Origin of the sequence: Nocardia brasiliensis IFM 10847 (assembly GCF_000710915.1) — a bacterium.
GTDB classification, from domain to species: Bacteria; Actinomycetota; Actinomycetes; order Mycobacteriales; family Mycobacteriaceae; genus Nocardia; species Nocardia brasiliensis_A.
On the sequence record NZ_BAUA01000163.1, the window covers coordinates 21904 to 42142 of the forward strand.

At 67.8% G+C, this 20239-nt stretch carries 14 protein-coding genes; 5 read left to right on the plus strand and 9 right to left on the minus strand.

Annotated elements, in window-relative coordinates; genetic code table 11:
- The first annotated feature begins 178 nt into the window (after positions 1 to 178).
- Positions 179 to 2014, plus strand: a complete 1836-nt coding sequence (locus NBRGI_RS31905) for an acyl-CoA dehydrogenase (RefSeq protein WP_029900900.1) — start codon at positions 179 to 181, stop codon at positions 2012 to 2014.
- Between the two features lie 59 nt (positions 2015 to 2073).
- Here NBRGI_RS31905 and NBRGI_RS45585 read toward each other — a convergent pair whose 3' ends face one another.
- The 3 genes from NBRGI_RS45585 to NBRGI_RS31920 all read right to left on the minus strand — a co-directional run bounded on the left by NBRGI_RS45585 (position 2074) and on the right by NBRGI_RS31920 (position 6733).
- Positions 2074 to 3168: a GGDEF domain-containing protein gene (locus tag NBRGI_RS45585; RefSeq protein ID WP_148311023.1), complete on the minus strand. Its 1095-nt coding sequence runs from the start codon at positions 3166 to 3168 to the stop codon at positions 2074 to 2076.
- Between the two features lie 445 nt (positions 3169 to 3613).
- Positions 3614 to 3844: a hypothetical protein gene (locus NBRGI_RS31915; RefSeq protein ID WP_029900902.1), complete on the minus strand. Its 231-nt coding sequence runs from the start codon at positions 3842 to 3844 to the stop codon at positions 3614 to 3616.
- Between the two features lie 591 nt (positions 3845 to 4435).
- The gene (locus NBRGI_RS31920; protein ID WP_029900903.1) at positions 4436 to 6733 is read right to left on the minus strand and encodes a VanW family protein; all 2298 of its coding nucleotides are present in this window, start codon (positions 6731 to 6733) and stop codon (positions 4436 to 4438) included.
- Positions 6734 to 7071: 338 nt separating this feature from the next.
- Between NBRGI_RS31920 and gnd the strand changes: the two genes are divergently transcribed.
- A complete protein-coding gene (gnd, locus tag NBRGI_RS31925) occupies positions 7072 to 8100 on the plus strand; it encodes a phosphogluconate dehydrogenase (NAD(+)-dependent, decarboxylating) (RefSeq protein ID WP_029900904.1) in 1029 nt (342 codons plus the stop codon).
- A 153-nt stretch (positions 8101 to 8253) separates the two neighbouring features.
- On the opposite strand, the gene NBRGI_RS31935 is transcribed toward gnd, so the two are convergent.
- Positions 8254 to 9579 carry a lipase family protein gene (locus NBRGI_RS31935; RefSeq protein ID WP_029900905.1) on the minus strand — a complete coding sequence of 442 codons (1326 nt, stop codon included), beginning with the start codon at positions 9577 to 9579 and terminating at the stop codon, positions 8254 to 8256.
- 1 nt (position 9580) lies between these two features.
- Positions 9581 to 10852: a hypothetical protein gene (locus NBRGI_RS31940; RefSeq protein WP_029900906.1), complete on the minus strand. Its 1272-nt coding sequence runs from the start codon at positions 10850 to 10852 to the stop codon at positions 9581 to 9583.
- A 434-nt stretch (positions 10853 to 11286) separates the two neighbouring features.
- On the opposite strand from NBRGI_RS31940, the gene NBRGI_RS31945 reads away from it, so the two are divergent.
- Positions 11287 to 13041, plus strand: coding sequence for an SDR family oxidoreductase (locus tag NBRGI_RS31945; protein ID WP_029900907.1), 1755 nt, complete (start codon positions 11287 to 11289; stop codon positions 13039 to 13041).
- Between the two features lie 73 nt (positions 13042 to 13114).
- Here the strand turns inward: NBRGI_RS31945 and NBRGI_RS31950 are convergent, their stop codons facing one another.
- Positions 13115 to 14437 (minus strand): acetyl-CoA C-acetyltransferase, encoded by a 1323-nt coding sequence (locus NBRGI_RS31950; RefSeq protein ID WP_014988924.1) that lies wholly within the window; start codon positions 14435 to 14437, stop codon positions 13115 to 13117.
- 274 nt (positions 14438 to 14711) lie between these two features.
- Between NBRGI_RS31950 and NBRGI_RS31955 the strand changes: the two genes are divergently transcribed.
- Entirely contained in the window at positions 14712 to 16070 is a 1359-nt protein-coding gene (locus tag NBRGI_RS31955; protein ID WP_029900909.1) for a 3-oxoacyl-ACP reductase, read from the plus strand.
- Positions 16070 to 16936, plus strand: a complete 867-nt coding sequence (locus NBRGI_RS31960; RefSeq protein WP_029900910.1) for a MaoC family dehydratase — start codon at positions 16070 to 16072, stop codon at positions 16934 to 16936. The genes NBRGI_RS31955 and NBRGI_RS31960 overlap by 1 nt, the downstream gene beginning before the upstream one ends.
- A 112-nt stretch (positions 16937 to 17048) precedes the next feature.
- Here the strand turns inward: NBRGI_RS31960 and NBRGI_RS31965 are convergent, their stop codons facing one another.
- The 3 genes from NBRGI_RS31965 to NBRGI_RS31975 all read right to left on the minus strand — a co-directional run bounded on the left by NBRGI_RS31965 (position 17049) and on the right by NBRGI_RS31975 (position 20215).
- The gene (locus NBRGI_RS31965) at positions 17049 to 18221 is read right to left on the minus strand and encodes a DUF5685 family protein (RefSeq protein ID WP_235211162.1); all 1173 of its coding nucleotides are present in this window, start codon (positions 18219 to 18221) and stop codon (positions 17049 to 17051) included.
- 143 nt (positions 18222 to 18364) lie between these two features.
- Positions 18365 to 18964, minus strand: coding sequence for a TetR/AcrR family transcriptional regulator (locus NBRGI_RS31970; protein ID WP_014988928.1), 600 nt, complete (start codon positions 18962 to 18964; stop codon positions 18365 to 18367).
- Positions 18965 to 19063: 99 nt separating this feature from the next.
- A complete protein-coding gene (locus tag NBRGI_RS31975) occupies positions 19064 to 20215 on the minus strand; it encodes a glycoside hydrolase family 3 N-terminal domain-containing protein (RefSeq protein WP_029900912.1) in 1152 nt (383 codons plus the stop codon).
- Positions 20216 to 20239: the final 24 nt, after the last annotated feature.

The window sequence follows — 20239 nt, forward strand, 5'->3', positions numbered from 1 at the left end:
GCTGTTTTCCGCGTCACATTGCCCGCTAGAGCCTTTGCCTGCCCATTACTGGTCGGTAATATGGAACGTAAGTTACCCGCGAGTAGCATGCGGAAAACCGGCTACCGGTAGAGCGACAAACGGGCGGGAACGGCTAACCAACCGACCGCACCAACTCAACGGAGAGTGAGTAACCGACATGGGTCACTACAAGAGCAACGTCCGCGACCTGGAGTTCAACCTCTTCGAGGTCCTCGGTCTCGTCTCCATCCTCGACAGCGGCGCCTACGGCGACCTGGACGCCGACACGGTCAAGGAGATGCTGAACGAGGTCCGCCGCCTGGCCGAAGGCCCGCTCGCGGACTCGTTCGCCGACGCCGACCGCAACCCGCCGGTGTTCGATCCGGAAACGCACACCGTCGCGATCCCGGAGTCGTTCAAGAAGTCCTTCCGTGCCCTGCAGGAAGGCGGCTGGGAGAAGCTCGGCCTGCCCGAAGCCCTCGGCGGTCTCGGCGTCCCCCGCACCGTGCACTGGGCGATCAGCGAGCTGATCCTCGGCGCGAACCCCGCCGTGTACATGTACGCCGCGGGCCCCGGCTTCGCCACCATCTTCCACAACAACGGCACCGATGAGCAGAAGAAGTGGGCCAAGATCGCGATCGATCGCGACTGGGGCGCCACCATGGTGCTCACCGAGCCCGACGCGGGCTCCGATGTCGGCGCGGGTCGCACCAAGGCGATCAAGCAGGAAGACGGCAGCTGGCACATCGAGGGCGTGAAGCGCTTCATCACCTCGGCCGACGCCGACGACATGTTCGAGAACACCATCCACCTGGTGCTGGCCCGTCCCGAGGGCGCGGGTCCGGGCACCAAGGGTCTGTCGCTGTTTTTCGTACCGAAGTTCCACTTCGACCACGAGACCGGTGAACTCGGCGACCGCAACGGCGCTTTCGTCACCGGTGTCGAGCACAAGATGGGCCTGAAGGTCTCGGCCACCTGTGAGCTGACCTTCGGCGGCCACGGCATTCCGGCCAAGGGCTGGCTCGTCGGCGAGGTGCACAACGGCATCGCGCAGATGTTCGACGTGATCGAGAACGCGCGCATGATGGTGGGCACCAAGGCCATCGCGACCCTGTCGACCGGCTACCTGAACGCTCGCGACTACGCCAAGGAGCGCGTCCAGGGTGCCGACCTCACCCAGATGACCGACAAGGCCGCGCCCCGCGTGACCATCACCCACCACCCCGACGTGCGCCGCTCGCTGGCCAGCCAGAAGGCCTACGCCGAGGGCCTGCGCGCGATCTACCTCTACACCGCCGCGCACCAGGATGCCGATATCGCCCAGCAGGTTTCGGGTGCGGACGCCGATGTCGCGTTCCGCGTCAACGATCTGCTGCTGCCGATCGTCAAGGGTGTCGGTTCCGAACGCGCCTACCAGTACTTGACCGAATCGCTGCAGACCTTCGGCGGCTCCGGCTTCCTGCAGGACTACCCGATCGAGCAGTACATCCGGGACGCGAAGATCGACTCGCTGTACGAGGGCACCACCGCCATCCAGGCGCAGGACTTCTTCTTCCGCAAGATCGCCCGGGACCGCGGCGTCGCACTGGCGCACGTGGCCGGCCAGGTGCAGAAGTTCATCGACTCGGAGGCGGGCAACGGCCGGCTCAAGGGCGAGCGCAAGCTGCTCGCCACCGCGCTGGAGGACGTGCAGGCCATGGCCGCCACGCTCACCGGCCACCTGATGGGCGCCCAGGAGAACCCGTCCGAGCTGTACAAGGTCGGTCTCGGTTCGGTGCGCTTCCTGCTCGCCGTCGGTGACCTGCTGATCGGCTGGCAGCTGCTGCGTCAGGCCGAGATCGCCATCAAGGCGCTCGACAACGGCGCCACCGGTGCCGACGAGTCGTTCTACCAGGGCAAGGTGGGCGTCGCGCAGTTCTTCGCCCGCAACATGCTGCCGGAGCTGACGGCCACCCGCGCCGTGCTGGCCAACCTGGACAACGACATCATGGAGCTGGACGAAGCGGCGTTCTGATTCCACCGAACAACAAAAAGCGGCCCGGAGCGATCCGGGCCGCTTTTCGTCGTCGGGTCTCAGGTGGCGGCGGACGCGACGAGTTCGTCGGTGACGACCAGGTTCCCGCCGAGCTGTTTCGCGCGGTACATCAGGTCATCGGCGCGCCGCAGCATCGAATAGGGCAGCGCGGGATCGCACGTGCCCGCGTAGACCACGACCCCGAGACTCGCGGTCACCGCGATCGTTTCCGGCGGCTCCCCCGCATCCGTACCTACCCGCTGCGGTTCGGAAACGGCCAGTCGCACCCGTTCGGCCTCGGCCTGCGCGGTCCGCTCCGCAGTCTGGCCGAAGATCACGAACTCTTCCCCGCCGGTGCGCGCCACCACGAACGGTGCGCGCAGCGCGGCCCGCAGGCGCTGCGCCGTGCGGACCAGCACCTCGTCGCCCACCGCGTGACCGAAGCGATCGTTGACGTCCTTGAACCGGTCGAGGTCGAGTGCGATCGCGTAGACCGGCCCGCGACACCCCGAGCCCGCCAGCGCCGCCAGGTACAACTCCAATCCGCGCCGATTCAACAGGGTGGTCAAGGGGTCGCGCACCGCATCCTGGCGCAACACCCAGAAGCAGAACTGCATCGCGGGCATCAGGACGACGCCGCAGGCCACGGTCATCAGCACGATCGCCGCGGCGATCATCGGATCGCCGCCGCCCGCCACCATCCGGCCGGTCAGCAGGACCACCGAGCACACCGTCCAGGCCGCATGCAGCGCAAGCACTTTCGCGTTGTGCATCACCGCCAGATAGCCGCCGGTGATCACCAGCAGGGTCAGGCCGAGCGCGCCGTAGAGCCGGTTGGATTCCTGCAGGTTGGCGACGGTGATCGCGACGTCCGCCGCCCCGAACAGCGCCAGCGACTCGACCCGGGACGGCCACGGTAGCAGCCACCAGCGCAGCGCCCAGAACACCGCGAACCCGGCGATGGTCCAGTCGATCGCGAGACCGAAGTCGTTCGGCGGGCCACCGTCGGAAGACATCGCCAGCAGCGCGATGCCCGCCAGGAAAACACCGCCCGTGCCGACGACCACCTTCAGCCAGGCCACCGCCGTATAGGAGTCCAGCGCCCGCGCGAGCCAGGCATAGTCGGCCGGATCCCGCCACCAAGCTCTGAACATCGCGCCGCTGTGGGCCACCGTCACCGCCTAATGCAGAGGGATCCGTACCGTGTGCTTGCGACGAGCGCGGGATCGGGTCGAGAAATCCCACCAGCTACCAAGCAAGTGTATTGCGCCGGGCGCGGCCGCGCATACGGCCGGCACCTCGGCGAATTGCCCATTTGTCAAACATCATTGCTGGTCAACGGATTATCTGTTACCTCAGCCAAGATCGCGGACACGACCGGTGACGCGGAATCGGGCACGGGAGACCTGTTTGTCCGGTATGCCGGGCCGCATCGTGAATCACCAGCAAACGGTGCGTGAGATCCACCCGACGACCGATGTGAGCAGTTCGTGGTCGATCCGCGCAAACAGCCGCAGCGGCCCGGATCGCTCCGGACCGCTGCGCAGAATTCAGGACGCCCCGCCGCCCATCCCCACCCACAGGCGGGCCGATCGTGACCTACGTGGTCGGCGTGCCCTTGCCCGAGCCGCTCGACAGCTGCTTGACGATGTCGGCGATGGCCTTGCTCGAGCCGGTACCGGTCGGATCGGGCTCGCCCGGGGCGACCACCGGCTGCGCCGCGCCGGTCTCCAACGGGAGACCCGGTACCGCACCGGCCACACCCGACCCGGCGATGATGAGACCGGCCGCCGCAGCCAGGACGACACCGAACACTCGTGTTTTGCTCATGTAACTTCTTCCTTTAACTGATTTCTTTTTCGACCGATAATCCGAACGGTTTCGGCCGAAGCAGTTCTATCACGCATAAACTCGCCCGGCGATCATTCAGCCATCGCGAAATTCGGTCACGATTAGCCCTTTGATTGCACTGCGCAAACATCACGACGTAACTGCGCCGCGCCACCAATTCGCCTGGTACGACCCCATTTTCACCGGCACAGAAGCGGGGGGCACCAGTTTTTCACGCCAGAAACCGCAGTACAAACAATGCGATAGCGGGTCCACATGACCACATCAGGGCCTGAATTCGGAAAACCAGCTAACCCTCGGCACGATACCGAGTCATCGAGCGCTCAATCACTCCAGCAATATCCCGGCCCACAGCAATCCAACGGCAATGCTGTGATTCATTGCATATCCAACTTTCGTAACATCATCAGCCATCAGTCCGAATGCAGCGCGTACGACAACAGCCCGAGGCATGCTGAGTCGGGAACGAGAATCGCCCCGACCGTTCCGCGACAGCGTCGAACCGCAATTGAAGAGTTATCTTGTGATTCGTCTCACAAAACGTTTAGGCGGACAATGACCGAGTCGGCATCACTCGCACTTCACCACGGGAATGGGGTCGTATTTGACAGTGCGGGTCGCGCGGGAGACCTCTTTGCCGGTGCGGCGGTCGGTGATGATCCGGGTGTCGGAAATGGTGAAGCCCGGGGCGCCCTCGGAGGCGATGCAGTCTTTGCCCTTCGGGAGTTTGATGGTGGACGGCTCGGTCGGCTTGCTCTTCTCGCCGGTGACCGACTCGACGTTCAGCGTCTTGGTGCCCCAAAGCCGAACCGTCACTTCGGAATCCGTGGCGAGCGCCTCGATGAAGACGCCGGTCGGGGTGTTGTTGCGGAAGCGCAGATCGATCGCGCCGTCGAACACGGTCGCCTCCCGCGCCGCCGGATACCGGGAGATGTAGTAGCTGTGCTCGGTGTGGCCCGCGTCCTCCATGCCCGCGAAGTACGCGGCGTTGTAGAGGGTGGTGGCGAACTGGCTGATGCCGCCGCCGACGGCGGTGGCGGGCCTGCCGTGGTCGATGATGCCGGACTCCACATAGCCTTCCGCGGCACCGCGCGGGCCGGTGAAATCGTTGAGCGAGAAGGTGTCTCCCGGCTTCACGACGGCGCCGTTGACCTTCTTGGCGACCACCCGGATGTTCACGCCGGAGGGGCCGCTGAAGCCGTTGGTGGTGAACGAACCCATGGTCTCGACGACGCCGAGGCCCTGCGCCGCCTCGGTGGTCAGCTTCGGCTCCACCTTCTCGTAGACGGCTTGCGCGGCGCGCTCGCCAGGCGCGGTGAGCAGCGCCGTGTACTGCTCCAGCGTCTTCGGCCAGTTGATCTTGTCACCGACCACGGCGGGCACCACGGTGGGCTTGCCGCCGGTCAGCGCGAAGGTGGCGTCTTTCGCCTCCACCTCGGTGGCCGCCAGCTGCGGCGCCAGCAAACCGACCGCGATGTTTTGATCCACGGCGAGGGCCAACCCGCCGTTGCCGTCGGGTGCGAACGACAGCGTCGTCGCGATCTGCTCCGGGTCGAGCTTGGCGGCCGCCCCCTTGCCCGCGAAGCTGATCGGCGCGCGCACCGCGGGCTCGGCGACGGTACGCAGGGCGATGTCGACGGCTTCCGGTCGCACGTTCAACGGCGCTGGGTGCACCGGCAGATCCACCGTGAGACCGCTGATCCACTCGTCGATGAGATCTCGGCGCGCGGCGGCGATATCGAGCACGCGCCCCGGCACCGGGGCGACAGCGACGGGTCTGGCCTTGTCGAAGGCGATGGTGCCCTCGACCGACGGGCGGTCGTGCACGCGTAACGCTGCCAGCTGACGATCCAGTGCCGCGTCGTCGACCACGCTCACGACCGCGACATCACGAGCGCTGAACAGCGAGGTGAACCGGGTGACCGGATTGAGCGGCTGACCACCGACCCGTGCCCAGGTGCGGTCCCAGTCGACCGACAGGCCCGCGGCGCTCGGAATCATCCGGGTCTGCACGTCGCCGATGCGCAACGGCAGTTCACGCTCGGTGCGCGGGCCGAGTTCGGCGCGCAGGCGCTCGTCTGCCGCGGCGGTGGCCATGCCGCCGACATCGATGCCCGCGACGACCGTGCCGCGCGGCACCTCCCCGGAGGACAGCGCCAGGTCGATCCCATAGGCGATGCCGACCACGGCGAACACGGCGCCGACCGCGATGCCGGCGCGCCGGATCGTGGTGCGGTCGAATCGCTTCGGCGGCGGTCCGGAGATCGGGCGTCGCCCCGGCGGCCGCGGCTCGGCAGGCCTGGCGCGGTGCGTGCTCGATGCTGCGGTGGTGACTCGCAGTGGTTCGGTGGGGGCCGAGTCGCTGACCCACTCCGGGGCCGGATTCGGCTCGTATGCGGCCGGATTCGGCCTTCCCGGAGCCGAGTTCGAGGCATGAGCCGGATTCGATTCGCGCGGAGCCGGATTCGATCCGTACTGAGCCGGGTTCGACTCGTACTGGAGCCGATTCGGTTCGTACTGGACCGGTTTCGTCTCGTACTGGGCCGGATTCGATTCATACGGAGTCGAATCCGCCTCGTACTGAGCCGAGTTCGACGCGTGCCGGGCCGGATTCGATCCGTACCGAACCGGGTCCGACTCGTACGCGGCCGGGTTCGACCCGTACGGCGCGGGGTTCGACCCGTAAGCGGCCGGGTTCGGCCGGTCAGGTGCGGGGTTCGACGGGCCGGGGGCCGGGGTCGACCCGCCCGGCGCTTCCCCCGGAGCCCTGTTCGCGCCGTTCGCCTGGGCCGACTCGAGCAGCTGGCGTAGGCCGACCTCGCCGCCTGCTTGTCGGCCGCGGCGTCCGGTGCTCGGCTGGCTCGTCACGAACCGTCCTCCCCGTTCGGGTGTCTTCGGGACCCGCCCGGTGCGAGTCACCCGCCAACGATAGTGCGCCGTCCCGACGACGTCAGGCGAGCACCGAAGTGCAGCTAACCGCCCGCAAAGCGCCGGGTGACACACGCAAAGGGCCCCGCGCAGTTGCCGGGTCGGGGGTCTGGCAACTACGCGGAGCCGATCTGATTATCGGTACGGCGCACCACGCGTTACACAGCCGGACAAATTCGATTCGCACCGGCGCGAGACAATCGAGGACGACCTCTCGCCACCAGGGCTCGCAGAGCGTCCGGACGGACGTCCGGCGTCGCATACACGAGGGAGATGGAATGCAGCTGGGAATGATCGGCCTCGGTCGGATGGGCGCCAACATCGTGCGCCGCATCGTCAAGGACGGGCACACCGCGGTCGGCTACGAACGTCGCCCCAAAGCCATAGACGAACTGCGGCAAGAACTCGGCGACAATTTCCGGGGCAGCACCGACCTCACGGAATTCGTGCAGGCCCTGCAGACACCGCGGGTGGTGTGGGTGATGATCCCGGCGGGCGCCACGGGCGCGGTCATCGAGCAGGTCGCCGACCTGCTCGAGCCCGGCGACATCATCATCGACGGTGGTAACAGCCGCTATCACGAGGACATCGCCAGGGCCGAGCAGCTGACCCCGAAGGGCATCCACTACGTCGACATCGGCACCTCGGGCGGTGTCTTCGGCCTGACCCGCGGCTTCTGCCTGATGATCGGCGGTGAGCCGGAGCCGGTGCAGTATCTGGATCCGCTGTTGCGCTCCATCGCGCCGGGCGTCGAGGCGGCCGAGCGGACGCCGGGACGGACGGGCGAGCCGTCCCCGGCCGAGCAGGGCTACCTGCACTGCGGTCCGGCGGGCGCGGGTCACTTCGTGAAGATGGTGCACAACGGTATCGAGTACGGCGCGATGGCGGCCTACGCCGAGGGTCTGAACATCTTGCACAAGGCCAACTTCGGCGCGGAGCACGCCGGCGAGTTCTCGGCCGAGGAGACCCCGCTCGAGCACCCCGAGCACTACCGGTACGACCTCGACATCCCCGAGGTCACCGAGGTGTGGCGGCGCGGTTCGGTGGTCGCCTCGTGGTTGCTGGACCTCACCGCGAGCGCGCTGTACGCCGATCCGAACCTGGATTCCTACAGCGGTCGGGTCTCGGATTCCGGCGAGGGCCGGTGGACCCTGGACGCCGCGATCGACACCGGGGTGCCCGCACCGGTGCTCGCCGCCGCGGTGTTCCAGCGGTTCTCCTCGCGCGGGGAATCGCTGTACGCGGACAAGATGCTCTCGGCCATGCGCAAAGCCTTCGGCGGGCACAACGAGCTGCCCGGAAAGTGACCGACGGCCGCGGCCCCGCGGGTGCGGGCGCCGCGGCCGTCGGCACGGGGATCAGAAGCCGGCGGCCTGGGCCATCAGCTTGGCGACCGCCAGCGGGCCGTACCAGAACAGATAATTGAGTCCGTAGAGAAATGCCATGGCGGTCAATCCTTTTCAGTCGAAGTTACGGTCGATCCAGTCGATCGTCTGCATACCGAACAGGTCGGTGCCCCAGCCGTAGATGTCGGTGAGCATCCGGACCATGCTGCAATCGGTCGGCTGGTAGGTGACGTCGGCACCACCCGCCCGATAGATGTCGGCCAGTTCCCGCGAGTCCTTGGCGGGCACCAGCGACATGGGTGAGTCGTCGGCGGCGCAGGAGGTGATGGCCACCTTGGCCTTCGGCGTCCCGGAACGGCCGAGGATGTTCTCCTCGAACGCGTGCTGGAACGCGGGCTCGTCGGCGGGGCTGAGCCCCGAGTTGAACAGCGTGTTGAGCGGCAGGAAGGGCAGCCCGAAGTACGCGGGCGTCTGGCACTGCGTGCGGAACGCGTTGGCCAGCGCGACACCCGCCGGGTTCAGCTTCTCGTTCACCCGCATCTGCGGGTACGCGGGCTCCAGTCCCAGCAGGGTCGCCAGCGCGAAGCCCGAGCCCACCGAACCGTCGGCGACCCGCATGAAGTTGCGCGGGTTCACGACCATGCCTTCCAGCACTGCGGTTTTCACGTCGAGCTCGGGCGCGTAGGTCGGCTGCAGTTCGGCGGAGAACGCCGCACCCACCCCGCCGCCCGCGATGCCGAACAGCGAAATCGGCGCCTTCGGATTCAGTCCGGCCTCCTGATAGCCCAAAGCCGCACGGACGCCGTCGAGTTGGGCGTGCGCGGCGAACTTGCCCGCGAACACGCCGTGCGGCTTGCGATCTCCGTCGTTGCCCACGTCGGAGATCATCACCGCGTAACCCTTGTCGAACATCAGCGCCAGCGGACCGAGCGCCGACCACGACGAGCCGTCCAGCGGATCACCGCCGGTCCACTGCGTGCTCGGGTGGCAGGACCAGCCGACGCTGTCGTTGGCCTCCTGGTAGGAGACGACCTTCTTCTCCCCCACCGGCACACCGTGATTCGGGATCATCAGGATGCCGGTACTGATCATCGGGGTGACGCCGTCGATGCCGGTGGTCACGTACATCAGCTTGTACGCCTCGATATCGGGCGGGGTGATGCCGAGGAACATCACGTCGACCTTCTTGGCCTTGAGCAACGTGCCCGGCTGCTCCGCGCCGGTCAGCGGCGGTTCCTCGTAGAACGGGTCGTTGGCGAGCAGCGCCTGGAACGCCTGGTCCGGCGGAACCGGCTGCGCGCCTTGGATCTGCCCGACGACGAAGCCGTTGAAGACCTTGTCCAGCCCGGGCGTGCCCTGCGGACCCGGCTCCGCCGCCGCGGTGCCCGCGGACAACAGCAGGGCGGCGGCCGTCGCGACGGCCACGGTCAATCGTTTCATCTCAGCGCACCGCCATCGTCTCGGTCGGGGTCACCTGAAGCTGTCGCGCCGCCGAGTCCAGCAGCTGCGGGATGTTGAACAGCGGACGATGCGATTCCAGCTGCACCTCGTAGGGGGTACGCATCACGGCTTCCAGTGCGGGCCAGTTGTTCTCGACCTGGAACTTGTACTTCGGCAGCAGCTCGGAGGTGATGTAATCCCACCGCGACTCGAACTCCGACCAATTCCAGTCCGGCAGCGGCAGAGTCAACAGCCCTGGACGTCCGTCGGCCATAGTGACCGGGATGCGCACAGGGTGGAATTCCCGCGGCGGCGCGACGCCCGCGACCGACGGCGAGCCCGCCGCGCCGCTGACGTAGGTGATCGCTTCGCCGACCACGCCCTTGTAGTTGCGCGTCTCGTCCCACTGATCCCGGATGGCCCAATACTGTTCGCGGCGCAACAGTGTCGCGTTGCCCGCCGCGATCCGGTCCTGGTCGCCGGAGGCCACGTCGCGCCAGGCGGCCAGCACGTCGCCGTCGAACAGCCCGGCGGCTCGGAACTCCTCCAGCGCCGGTAGACCCTCGGTGACGTACGCGTCGTGCATCGGCATCAGATCCGAGAATATGTTCTTCTGCATCACCAGGATCATCCCGATGAGGTGGTGCAGGTCCGCCGGTGTGATCTGCGGGCCCGCCGCGGCGAGTGCGCGCAGGCCGCTCGGAAGTTGCGCCACCGCTTGCGGTCCCGCGGTCTGCTCGACCGCGGCCAGGATGCCGCGCGCGGATTCGGACAGGCCGGGCAGGCTGTAGACGTTGCCCATCAGCTCGAAATCGACCAGCCCGCCGCCGAAGTCGGCGCCGACCTGGCCGCCCATGCCCGCCCATTGCAGTTCGCGATGGTTCAGCTGCAGGTCTTCGTAATAGCGGTAGGACTTGATCAGGTTGGCGCGGTTGGCTTCCACGCCCGCGCGCGGATCCCAGGACCGCAGGTCGATGCCCGCCTTGCCGGTCGCGTCGACGAGCCAATATTGATAGAGCAGCGCGGCGTACCGAGTCGGCGCCACACCCTGGGCCCGCGCCTCGTCGAGCAGGCCGCGCAATTCGGCCGCGTCGTAGGGCAGTTCCGGGTTGACTCCGCCGGGGCCGCTCGCCGCGTCCCGATTCACCAGCGGTAGATCCAGGTAGCGGGCCAGCTCACCAGCCGCCCCCGCCGGGGCCGCGGCGGCGAGTCCGAAACCCACCGCGGCCGTCAGGGCCAGTGCGGTGGCGCGAAGCGCCATACCGATTCGCATCAGCTGTTCAGCCTTCCTCTCTGCTTGTTCGAGTCGAACAATTCGTTGAGCGAAGAGATGTCTTTTCAGTAGCTGCGTGTTCGTTGCGCGGTGACAAAACGCACGTTTCACCACCGGATACCGCTAGCACAGTAGGTGACGTGCAGGTAAACACACAGATCAGCCCCGCCGCAAGAATCGATGTGACCGATAACCAGCAACCGAATTAAAGCTGTAACACGAAAGTTGCCTGCTAGTAGCTGCTAAATCTTTGAATCAATACAGAGAAATTCGACTCGAATCGCGACAGACATTCATGACAAACCTCACAGCAGCACACGCCCCGACATCGCGACAACCTAGGACTACCCGAATCGCACCGTCTCAGACAGAATGAGGCGGACAACCGAGTCCACGGACCGCGCTGCTCGCGGCCCGGATAGTGGGGTGAATCCATGGCCGAGAAGCATGTGGTGCGCAACGGCGAGGTCGACATCGCCGTCTACGAGCAGGGCAATCCGGACGGCCCGACGGTGCTGCTGTTGCACGGCTGGCCGGACTCGCATCGGCTGTGGGACAGCGTGGTGCCGGAACTGACCGAACGGTTCCGCGTGCTGTGTGTGGACAACCGTGGCCACGGCGCGTCGACCAACCCGCCGGGTAGTAAAGCCATCTCGACGACGACCCTGGCGGCGGACTACGTCGCGGTGATCGAGGCCCTCGGCAACGGCGCACCCGTGCACGTGCTCGCCCACGACTGGGGCAGCGTCGCGACCTGGGAAATCGTCTGCGGCCCGGATGCCCAGCGGTTGATCGCCTCGTTCACCTCGGTCTCGGGACCGCATATCGCGCACGTCGCCCAGTGGGCCCGGCGGCGCCTCGCCCGGCCGACACCACGCAATATCGCGCTGCCGCTGGCGCAACTCGGCTCCTTCGCCTATTCGACCTTCCTTGCGCTGCCGGTGCTCCCGCAGGTCGCGATCAAGCTCGGGATGAGCGAAGATCGCTGGCGTGCCGCGCTTTCCGCCGCCGAAGGCGCCGCGCCGGAGCAGATCCATCTGGCGCCGACGTTCACCTCGGACATGGCGAACGGATTGCGCATCTACCGCTGCACCTGGGCCGAGAACCCGTTCCGGACGCGCGAGCAGTACACTTCGGTGCCCACCCAGATCATCGTCGGCACCCGCGACCCCGCGGTGCGGCAATCGAGTTACGCCGACGAGGACCGCTGGGCCGAGCAGGTCTGGCTGCGCGTGGTGAAAGGCGGGCACTGGCTGCCGTTCTCGCATCCGCGGCTGCTCGCGGCGGCCACCGTCGAGTTGATCGACACGGTCACCGGTGCGCCACCGGCGCGCACCCTGCGCCGGTCCCGAATCGGAGTGCCGCGCAAGCTTTTCGAAGATCAGCTCGTGGTGATCACCGGCGGCGGCAGCGGTATCGGGCGGGCGAGCGCGCTGGCGTTCGCCCGAGCGGGCGCGGAAATCGTGGTCTCCGACGTCAACGACATCGCGGCGGAGGCGACCGTAGCGCTGATCGCGCAGGCGGGCGGGCAGGGGCACGCCTACGAGCTGGATGTCTCCGACGAATCGGCGGTGCGCAAGCATGCCGACACGGTGCTGCGCGAACACGGGGTGCCCGACATCCTGATCAACAACGCGGGCATCGGGCAGGCCGGGCGCTTCCTGGACACCCCCGCGGCCGATTTCGACCGCGTGCTCGCGGTGAATCTGCACGGCGTCGTCAACGGCTGCCGGGCTTTCGCCGGCGCGATGGCCGAGCGCGGGGCCGGCGGGCACATCGTCAATCTGTCCAGCATGGCGGCCTACACTCCGCAGCAGGCCTTCAGCGCCTATTCCACCAGCAAGGCAGCGGTTTTCATGTTTTCCGACTGTCTGCGTGCCGAATTGGCGGGCAGCGGAATCGGTGTCAGCACCATCTGTCCCGGCATCGTGCACACCGATATCGTCCGCAATACCAAGATGTCCGGCGTCTCGGCCGCGGAAGAGCAGCGCAGGCAGCAGCGCTACGACCGGCTGTACCGGTTGCGCGGATACAAGCCCGCCAAGGTGGCCGATCAGATCGTGCGGGCGGTGCGACAGCAGCGCGACGTGGTCCCGGTGACCCCGGAAGCCCGCCTGCAGTACGTCTTCGGCCGCATCGCGCCCGCGCTGGTCCGATTCGCCGCCGCCCGAACGAGTTTGGTGCGCTGAACCCCCGCGAACACACAGATGGTGTCCGGCCGCGCGGCCGGACACCATCTGGCACTTCGGTGTTTCGTGAGCCTTAGCGCTCGACGATGGCGACCACGCCCTGGCCGCCCGCGGCGCAGATGGAGATCAGCGCGCGGCCGGAGCCCTTCTCCGCCAGCATCTTCGCGGTCGAGGCCACGATGCGGCCGCCGGTCGCGGCGAACGGATGACCGGCCGCCAGCGACGAACCGTTGACGTTGAGCTTGCTGCGGTCGATCGAGCCGAGCGCGCCGTCGAGGCCGAGCCGCTCCTTGCAGTAGGCGTCGGACTCCCACGCCGCCAGCGTCGCCAGCACCACGGAGGCGAACGCCTCGTGGATCTCGTAGTAGTCGAAGTCCTGCAGGGTAAGGCCGTTGCGGGCGAGCAGGCGCGGCACCGCGTAGGTGGGCGCCATCAGCAGGCCGTCGGGGCCGTGGATGTAGTCGACGGCCGCGACCTCGCTGTCCACCAGATGCGCGAGCACCGGCAGCTTGCGCTCCGCGGCCCACTCCTCGCTGGAGAGCAGCACGGCGGAGGCGCCGTCGGTGAGCGGGGTGGAGTTGCCCGCGGTCATGGTGGCGTCGCCCGCCTTCACGCCGAAGACCGGCTTGAGGGTGGCGAGCTTTTCGATGGTCGAGCCGGGACGCAGGTTGTCGTCGCGGGTCAGGCCCAGGAACGGGGTGACCAGGTCGTCGAAGAAACCGCGGTCGTAGGCGGCCGCCATGTTCTTGTGCGAGAGGTAGGCCAGTTCGTCCTGCGCCTCGCGCGCGATGCCGAATTCCTTGGCGGTGATGGCGGCGTGCTCGCCCATGGACAGCCCGGTGCGCGGCTCGGCGTTGCGCGGGATCTCGATGCCGAGCATGCTCGGACGCAGCTGGCCGACCAGCTTGAGCCGGTCCTTGTTGGATTTGGCGCGGTTGGCGTCGAGCATCCACTCGCGCATGCCCTCGCTGACCCCGATCGGCGCGTCCGAGGTGGTGTCGGTGCCGCCGCCGACGCCCGCCTCGATCCGGCCCGCGGCGATCGCGTCGCCGACGGTGACCACGGCCTGCAGGCCGGTGCCGCAGGCGAGCTGCAGGTCGTGCGCGGGGGTGTACGGGCTGAGCGTGCTGCCGAGCACGCTCTCGCGGATCATGCCGTGCTCGCCGACCCGCTTGAGCACGGCGCCGCCGGCGACCATGCCGAGCCGCTCGCCCTGCAGGCCGAAGCGGCTGACCAGGCCGTCCAGCGCGGCGGTGAACATGTCCTGGTTGGACGCGTGCGCGTAGGCCTTGTCGGAGCGAGCGAACGGAATCCGGTTGCCGCCCACGATCGCGACCGGGCGGGCGGTCTTACCGGTCTTGGCGGTGCTCTTCGCCGAACGGGATTTGGTTGTCACTCGAGTCTCCAGGTCTCGTTGGGGATGTCCGGCGCTCCGGAGTCCGCGTGGAGGTTCTCCACAGATCGGCGCCCCGTCGCGATTGGTTTACATTAAACTTACTCTGGAGTAAGTTTGTTGTCGACACCGTACCCCCGCAAATGTGCGTGAGCAGACCGAATGCCGGGGAAACGGCAGACCCGAGAACAGAATCGCGGCGTGAGCGACAGTCCCCGGCGGCGGTAGCTTGGCAGGGACCGTGCACGCCGCCGACCACACAGAAAAGGCAGGGACCGTGGCAGCCAGTAAGAGCAAGGGTGCGCCCAACCTCTACGGATCGTTCGTACATTCCTCCCCGGGTCAGTTCCTGGCGAGCAAGCTCGGGCTGCCGCAGCCGGAGAATCTGCGTCGCTACAAGCAGGGCGAGCCCGCGCTTCCGGGCCCGGTGCTGCTCGGCGGCAAGGGCCGGGTCGCCGAACCGCTGCGCACCCTGTTGCCGGACTACACCTTCGCCGACGCGGCGAGCGCGGGCACCAAGTACGGCGCGCTGGTGTTCGACGCGACCGGCATCGGCTCGATCGAGGACCTCTCGCAGCTGTTCGAGTTCTTCCAGCCCGCCATGCGCAGCATCGCCGCCTCCGGTCGCATCGTGGTCATCGGCACCACTCCGGAGCTGGCCGCGTCGGTGGACGAGCAGATCGCCCAGCGCGCGCTCGAGGGCTTCACCCGCTCGGTGGCCAAGGAACTGCTGCGCGGCGCCACCGCACAGCTGGTCTACCTGCACCCCGAGGCGTCGACCGGCGCGACCGGCCTGGAGTCGACCCTGCGTTTCCTGCTCTCGGCCAAGTCGGCCTTCGTCGACGGCCAGGTGATCCGGGTCGGTAAAGACGACGCCACCGCGCCCGCCAGCTGGGACCGCCCGCTCGACGGCAAGGTCGCCGTGGTCACCGGTGCCGCGCGCGGCATCGGCGCGACCATCGCCGAGGTGTTCGCCCGCGACGGCGCCACCGTGATCGTCGCCGATATCCCGGCCGCCGGTGAGGCGCTCTCGCAGACCGCGAACAAGGTCGGCGGCACCGCGCTCGCGCTCGACGTCACCTCGCCCGACGCCGCGGAGAAGCTGGCCGAGTTCGCCACCGAGCGCTTCGGCGGTATCGACATCGTGGTGCACAACGCCGGCATCACCCGGGACAAGCTGCTCGCCAACATGGACGAGGGCCGCTGGAACTCCGTGCTCAACGTGAATCTGGCTGCGCCGCATCGGATCACCGAGGGCCTGGTGGCGCGCGGCGCGCTCAAGGACGGCGGCCGCGTGATCGACGTGTCCTCCATCGCGGGCATCGCGGGCAACCGCGGCCAGACCAACTACGGTGCGTCCAAGGCCGGTGTCATCGGCATGGTCAACGCCGAGGCCCCGAAGCTGGCCGAGAAGGGCATCACCATCAACGCGGTGGCGCCCGGCTTCATCGAGACCGCGATGACCGCCGCCATCCCGCTGACCACCCGCGAGGCGGGGCGTCTGATGAGCTCGCTGCTGCAGGGCGGCCAGACGGTCGACGTCGCCGAGACCATCGCCTACTTCGCCAGCCCGGCGTCGAACGCGGTGACCGGCAACATCGTTCGGGTCTGCGGGCAGAGCCTGATCGGAGCATGATGACCCAGATGATCACGCTGACGGAACCGCCCAAGAACGGCCCGCTCTACCTCAAGGCCGCGCTGGGCGCGGTGCCGCTGCCGCTGGTCTCGGCGCGCAAGTCGGCGCTGCCGGATCGGGCGATCCAGCTGGACGGACTGAAGGTGGACCCGGAGCACCTGGCCGCCTATTGCCGGGCAACCGGACTGCGGTTCGGCGACGCGCTGCCGCTGACCTACCCCTTCATCCTCACCTTCCCGATCGTGATGCAGCTGGTGGTGCAGCGCGACTTCCCGTTCGTCGCGGTGGGCGCGGTGCACGCGGAGAACGTGATCGAGCGGACGCGCGACATCTCGGTGAGCGAGCCGCTGGACATCCGGTCGCACATCGAGAATCTGCGCGAGCACCCGAAGGGCCTGCTGGTGGACGCGATCAGCGAGATCAGCGTCGGCCGGGAACTGGTGTGGCGTCAGGTCACCACGTTCCTGCATCAGCAGCGCACCTCGCTCTCGGGTGGGCCGAAGCCCGAACCCAAGCCGGAGGAGGCGGCCCCGCCGACGCCACGGGTGTGGAAGATCGATCAGAAGACGATCACCCAGTACGCCGCCGCGTCGGGCGACCACAACCCGATCCACGTGTCGAAGCTCGGCGCCAAGGCGCTCGGCTTCGCGCGGCCGATCGCGCACGGCATGTGGTCGGCCGCGCACATCCTCGGCGAGATCGAGGGCCGGGTGCCCGCGAAGGCCACCTACACGGTGAAGTTCGGCAAGCCGATCCTGTTGCCCGCCAAGGTCAACGTGTACACCGACCAGGTCGAAGGCGGCTGGGATCTGGCGCTGCGCAACCCGAAGAAGGGCTACCCGCACCTCACCGCGACGCTGCGCTGACGTAGGTAAACCCCTGCGCCGCACCTCTTTCGAGAGGTGCGGCGCAGTTCGTTTCCGGAGGTGCCGGTCAGGCGGCGCACACACCACGTAAAGCGTTGCACCGCAGAACTGTTCAGCAGCTGCAATCGCAACCGCAACAGTCGCAACCGCAACAGTCGGATTCGCAGCAGCCACCGCAACCACAGTCGCTGCAGCCGCTGCAGTCGCAGTTCTTGATCCAGGCGTCCTTGCGCTCGCCGGTGCACGGCTGGGTGTGATCGGCGCAGCAGGCGTAACCGGTGCAGTAGGCCCCGAGGATCAGCGTGAGCGATTCGCCGAGGCCTGGGCGCCGGGTCGGCGGACGATGACCGGTGCGCTGCGCCCGCGGCCCGGCCGCCGCGTCCTCGGACGTGACGGCGCAGCTGTGCGCGACCGCCGCGCCGATACCGCGAGTGAGCTTGCGCAGCACCGAGGTCAGCGGATCGAGCAGCATCCAGCGCACGGTGGGCACCTGGTCGAGTTCGGCGTCGGCGACCGATTCCCGCAGTCGCGCATCCGATTCCCGCAGCAGGTCGTAGGCCTGCGGCATGGTGGTGCCGGTCGCCGCGAGCGGATTGAATCGCCCGCGCCCCAGGTCCTGCTCGTAGTCCTGGACCGCGTCGGCCAGGTGTGCGATCCGGCCGAACTGCCAGCCTGCCGCGCGCAGTGCGTCGACATTCTCCGGCCGCTCGGCCAAAACCGCTGTATGGGCGAAGAATTCGGACGCACACAGCTGAGTGGGGATGGTCAGCGAGGTGAGCGCGTCGGCGCGATCGACCACCGCGAGCTCCTGGGCCGCTCGCTCCAGCCGGGACTGCGCGCCGAGCGCGGCGACGAGCGGTGCCACATCCAAGCCGATCTGCTGCGCGCTCACCCGCGCCTGCCCGGCCCAGCGGGTCGCGGCCTGTGCGAGTGGCGCGCGGGCCAGCACACCGGCGTCGCCGTCGGCCACATGATCGTGAATCTTGGCCGAGGCCAGCAAGAGTGACGCGGTGGCGGCCAGTCGCACCCCCGGTGAACTCGCCGATGCGACCGACGCCCGCTGCATACCGCGCAGCGCACACCGCCCGGCCTCGGTGCGCTGCACCGCACCACCGGCCTGCGCCTCGGTGAGCACGGAGAGCACGATGGCATCGACATTGGTTGTGGCACGGGCTAATTGGCCGTGCTCGTCCCGTAGTCCCAGACACAGTCCACATAGATGACTGCGCCACTGCGCCGCATCGATGCCGTACTTCGCCGCCCCGTGCGCACACGGCCTGAGCAACCCGAACAAATCCGCCCCGTTTCTCCCCGGCTCGTTCGTCGGAGCCGGTCTGTGCTTGTTGAACCCCCGCACTCTGGCAGGCCGCCCGCGACGCGGCAACCGCTACACGCCGGTTACCGCCCGCGCACCCCGCCGCGGTGCCGCTATTCCGTCTTCTTGCGCCCGGCCAGACCACGCCAGGCGAGATCGTCGAGTAGGTCGACCGCCTCGCTGACCTCGATCCGGCCGCTGGCCACCCGGTCGGCGATGGCCTCGCCCGCGCCGATCACCGCGACCGCGACGACGTCGAAGTTGGTGCCCGGCTCCGGATGCTTGGCGCTGGATTCGAGCAGTTTGGCGGTCAGCTCGATGAACCGCTCGCGGGCGTTCTCGATCTCCGAGGCGAACGCCTGCTGGCCGATGGCCTGCCGATAGAGCACCTGCCAGGAGCGACGGTTGCGGTCGACGTAGCCGAGGAAGCCCTCCAGCGCGACCCGCACCTGTTCGTGCGGGGACAGCTGCGGGTTACCCGCCGGCACCACCGATTCGATGAAGCGCAGGCCCTCGCGCTGGATGCAGGCGCGGAAGAGTTCATCCTTGGAGCCGTAGTAGAGATACAGCATCGGTTTCGATATCTTCGCCTCGGCGGCAATGGCGTCCATCGACGTATCGTGGAAGCCTTTCCGCGAGAACACCTCGACGGCGGCGTCGAGCATCTGCTGCTCACGAACCGCCCGAGGAAGTCGCTTCGTTCCGCCCGCCATCCGCTCTCCTACCAATGGTGAATCTCATATATTACTCCAAGGTAAGTTCCGCGGGTCGGATTTGCTCCCCAGTCGCGGAACCAATGCCGCCGCGCGCGCTCAGCAGCGCGGCAGCACCCCTTTGAACGCCGCCATCCGTAACACCGAAGCGTTCACCTGTGCCGCGGGCAGCCGCCCCGCCGTCACGGCTTCCTCGAGGTGGTCGAGCACCGTCGAGACCGCGCTCGTACTGATCCACAGGGCGTTGTCGGCCCCGGCGACCAGTGCGGCCTCCACCGCGTCCTCGATGGACAGTCGGTCGGTGATCGCGGCCATGCCGCTGAGATCGTCGGTGAAGATCGGGCCCTGGAACGGCGCGGCGCCGTAGCCCGTCCCCTCCCGCAGCAGCGCCATCGCCTCCGGGCTGATGCTGGCGGGCACGTCCGGTGTGGTGAGGCCCGGCACGTCCAGGTGGCCGACCATCACCCCGGCACCGGAACCGATGAGGTCCCGGTACGGGACGAGATCGACGGTGCGCAGGCTGTCCAGCGGCGGGGTGCGGACCGCGCCGCGATGCGAATCGCCCGAACCGGAGCCGTGTCCGGGGAAGTGCTTCATGACCGTGCCGACCCCGACCTCGCGCATGGCGCGGATATAGGCCTCGGCGTAGCGGGTGACCACAGCGGGGTCGTCGGAGAAGGAGCGGTCACCGATGACGGAATCGTCGGGCTGTGCGCTCACATCCACATCCGGTGCGAAATTCACCGTGATGCCGATGTCCTTCAGCGCACGGCCCCGGGTCAGCGTCGCTTCGTAGAACTGCTCGGGTGTGATGCTCTGCGCCGTCGTCCTGGCCGAGGGCGCGGGGCCGATCAGATACCGGACGCGGGAGACCCGCCCGCCCTCTTCGTCGATGGTGACCATCAGCGGCACCTTCGCCGCCTGTTTGACCTGCTCGATCTGCCCCGCACCGAGCAGCGACGGATCGGTCCAGCCGCCGATGAAGATGCCGCCGACCTGCTCGGTCTGCACCACGTTCGCGGCGTCGGCGCGGTCGGCGACACCGACCGTCAACAGCTGCGCCAGCTTCTGCCGCGGCGTGAACTGCGCGAGGTAGCCCGCCGTGCAATCCGGCTTCGGGGTCGCACTCGGCTGCGTCGCCGTCTCAGGGATGACCGCGCGCGACGGCGTGGGACTGCCGTCGCCGCCGCTCGAGCAGGCCGTCGCGACGGCGGCCAGCACGACGAACACGAGCAGGGGCGTCTTCCGCATGACGGTCAACGGTACTGTTCGAGC

What these genes read in the sequence shown, in the direction of transcription:
- NBRGI_RS31905 (WP_029900900.1), top strand. Translation starts at nt 179, where the DNA reads ATGGGTCACTACAAGAGCAACGTCCGCGACCTGGAGTTCAACCTCTTC.
- NBRGI_RS45585 (WP_148311023.1), bottom strand. Translation starts at nt 3,168, where the DNA reads ATGTTCAGAGCTTGGTGGCGGGATCCGGCCGACTATGCCTGGCTCGCG.
- NBRGI_RS31915 (WP_029900902.1), bottom strand. Translation starts at nt 3,844, where the DNA reads ATGAGCAAAACACGAGTGTTCGGTGTCGTCCTGGCTGCGGCGGCCGGT.
- gnd (WP_029900904.1), top strand. Translation starts at nt 7,072, where the DNA reads ATGCAGCTGGGAATGATCGGCCTCGGTCGGATGGGCGCCAACATCGTG.
- NBRGI_RS31935 (WP_029900905.1), bottom strand. Translation starts at nt 9,579, where the DNA reads ATGAAACGATTGACCGTGGCCGTCGCGACGGCCGCCGCCCTGCTGTTG.
- NBRGI_RS31940 (WP_029900906.1), bottom strand. Translation starts at nt 10,852, where the DNA reads ATGCGAATCGGTATGGCGCTTCGCGCCACCGCACTGGCCCTGACGGCC.
- NBRGI_RS31945 (WP_029900907.1), top strand. Translation starts at nt 11,287, where the DNA reads ATGGCCGAGAAGCATGTGGTGCGCAACGGCGAGGTCGACATCGCCGTC.
- NBRGI_RS31960 (WP_029900910.1), top strand. Translation starts at nt 16,070, where the DNA reads ATGACCCAGATGATCACGCTGACGGAACCGCCCAAGAACGGCCCGCTC.
- NBRGI_RS31970 (WP_014988928.1), bottom strand. Translation starts at nt 18,964, where the DNA reads ATGGCGGGCGGAACGAAGCGACTTCCTCGGGCGGTTCGTGAGCAGCAG.
- NBRGI_RS31975 (WP_029900912.1), bottom strand. Translation starts at nt 20,215, where the DNA reads ATGCGGAAGACGCCCCTGCTCGTGTTCGTCGTGCTGGCCGCCGTCGCG.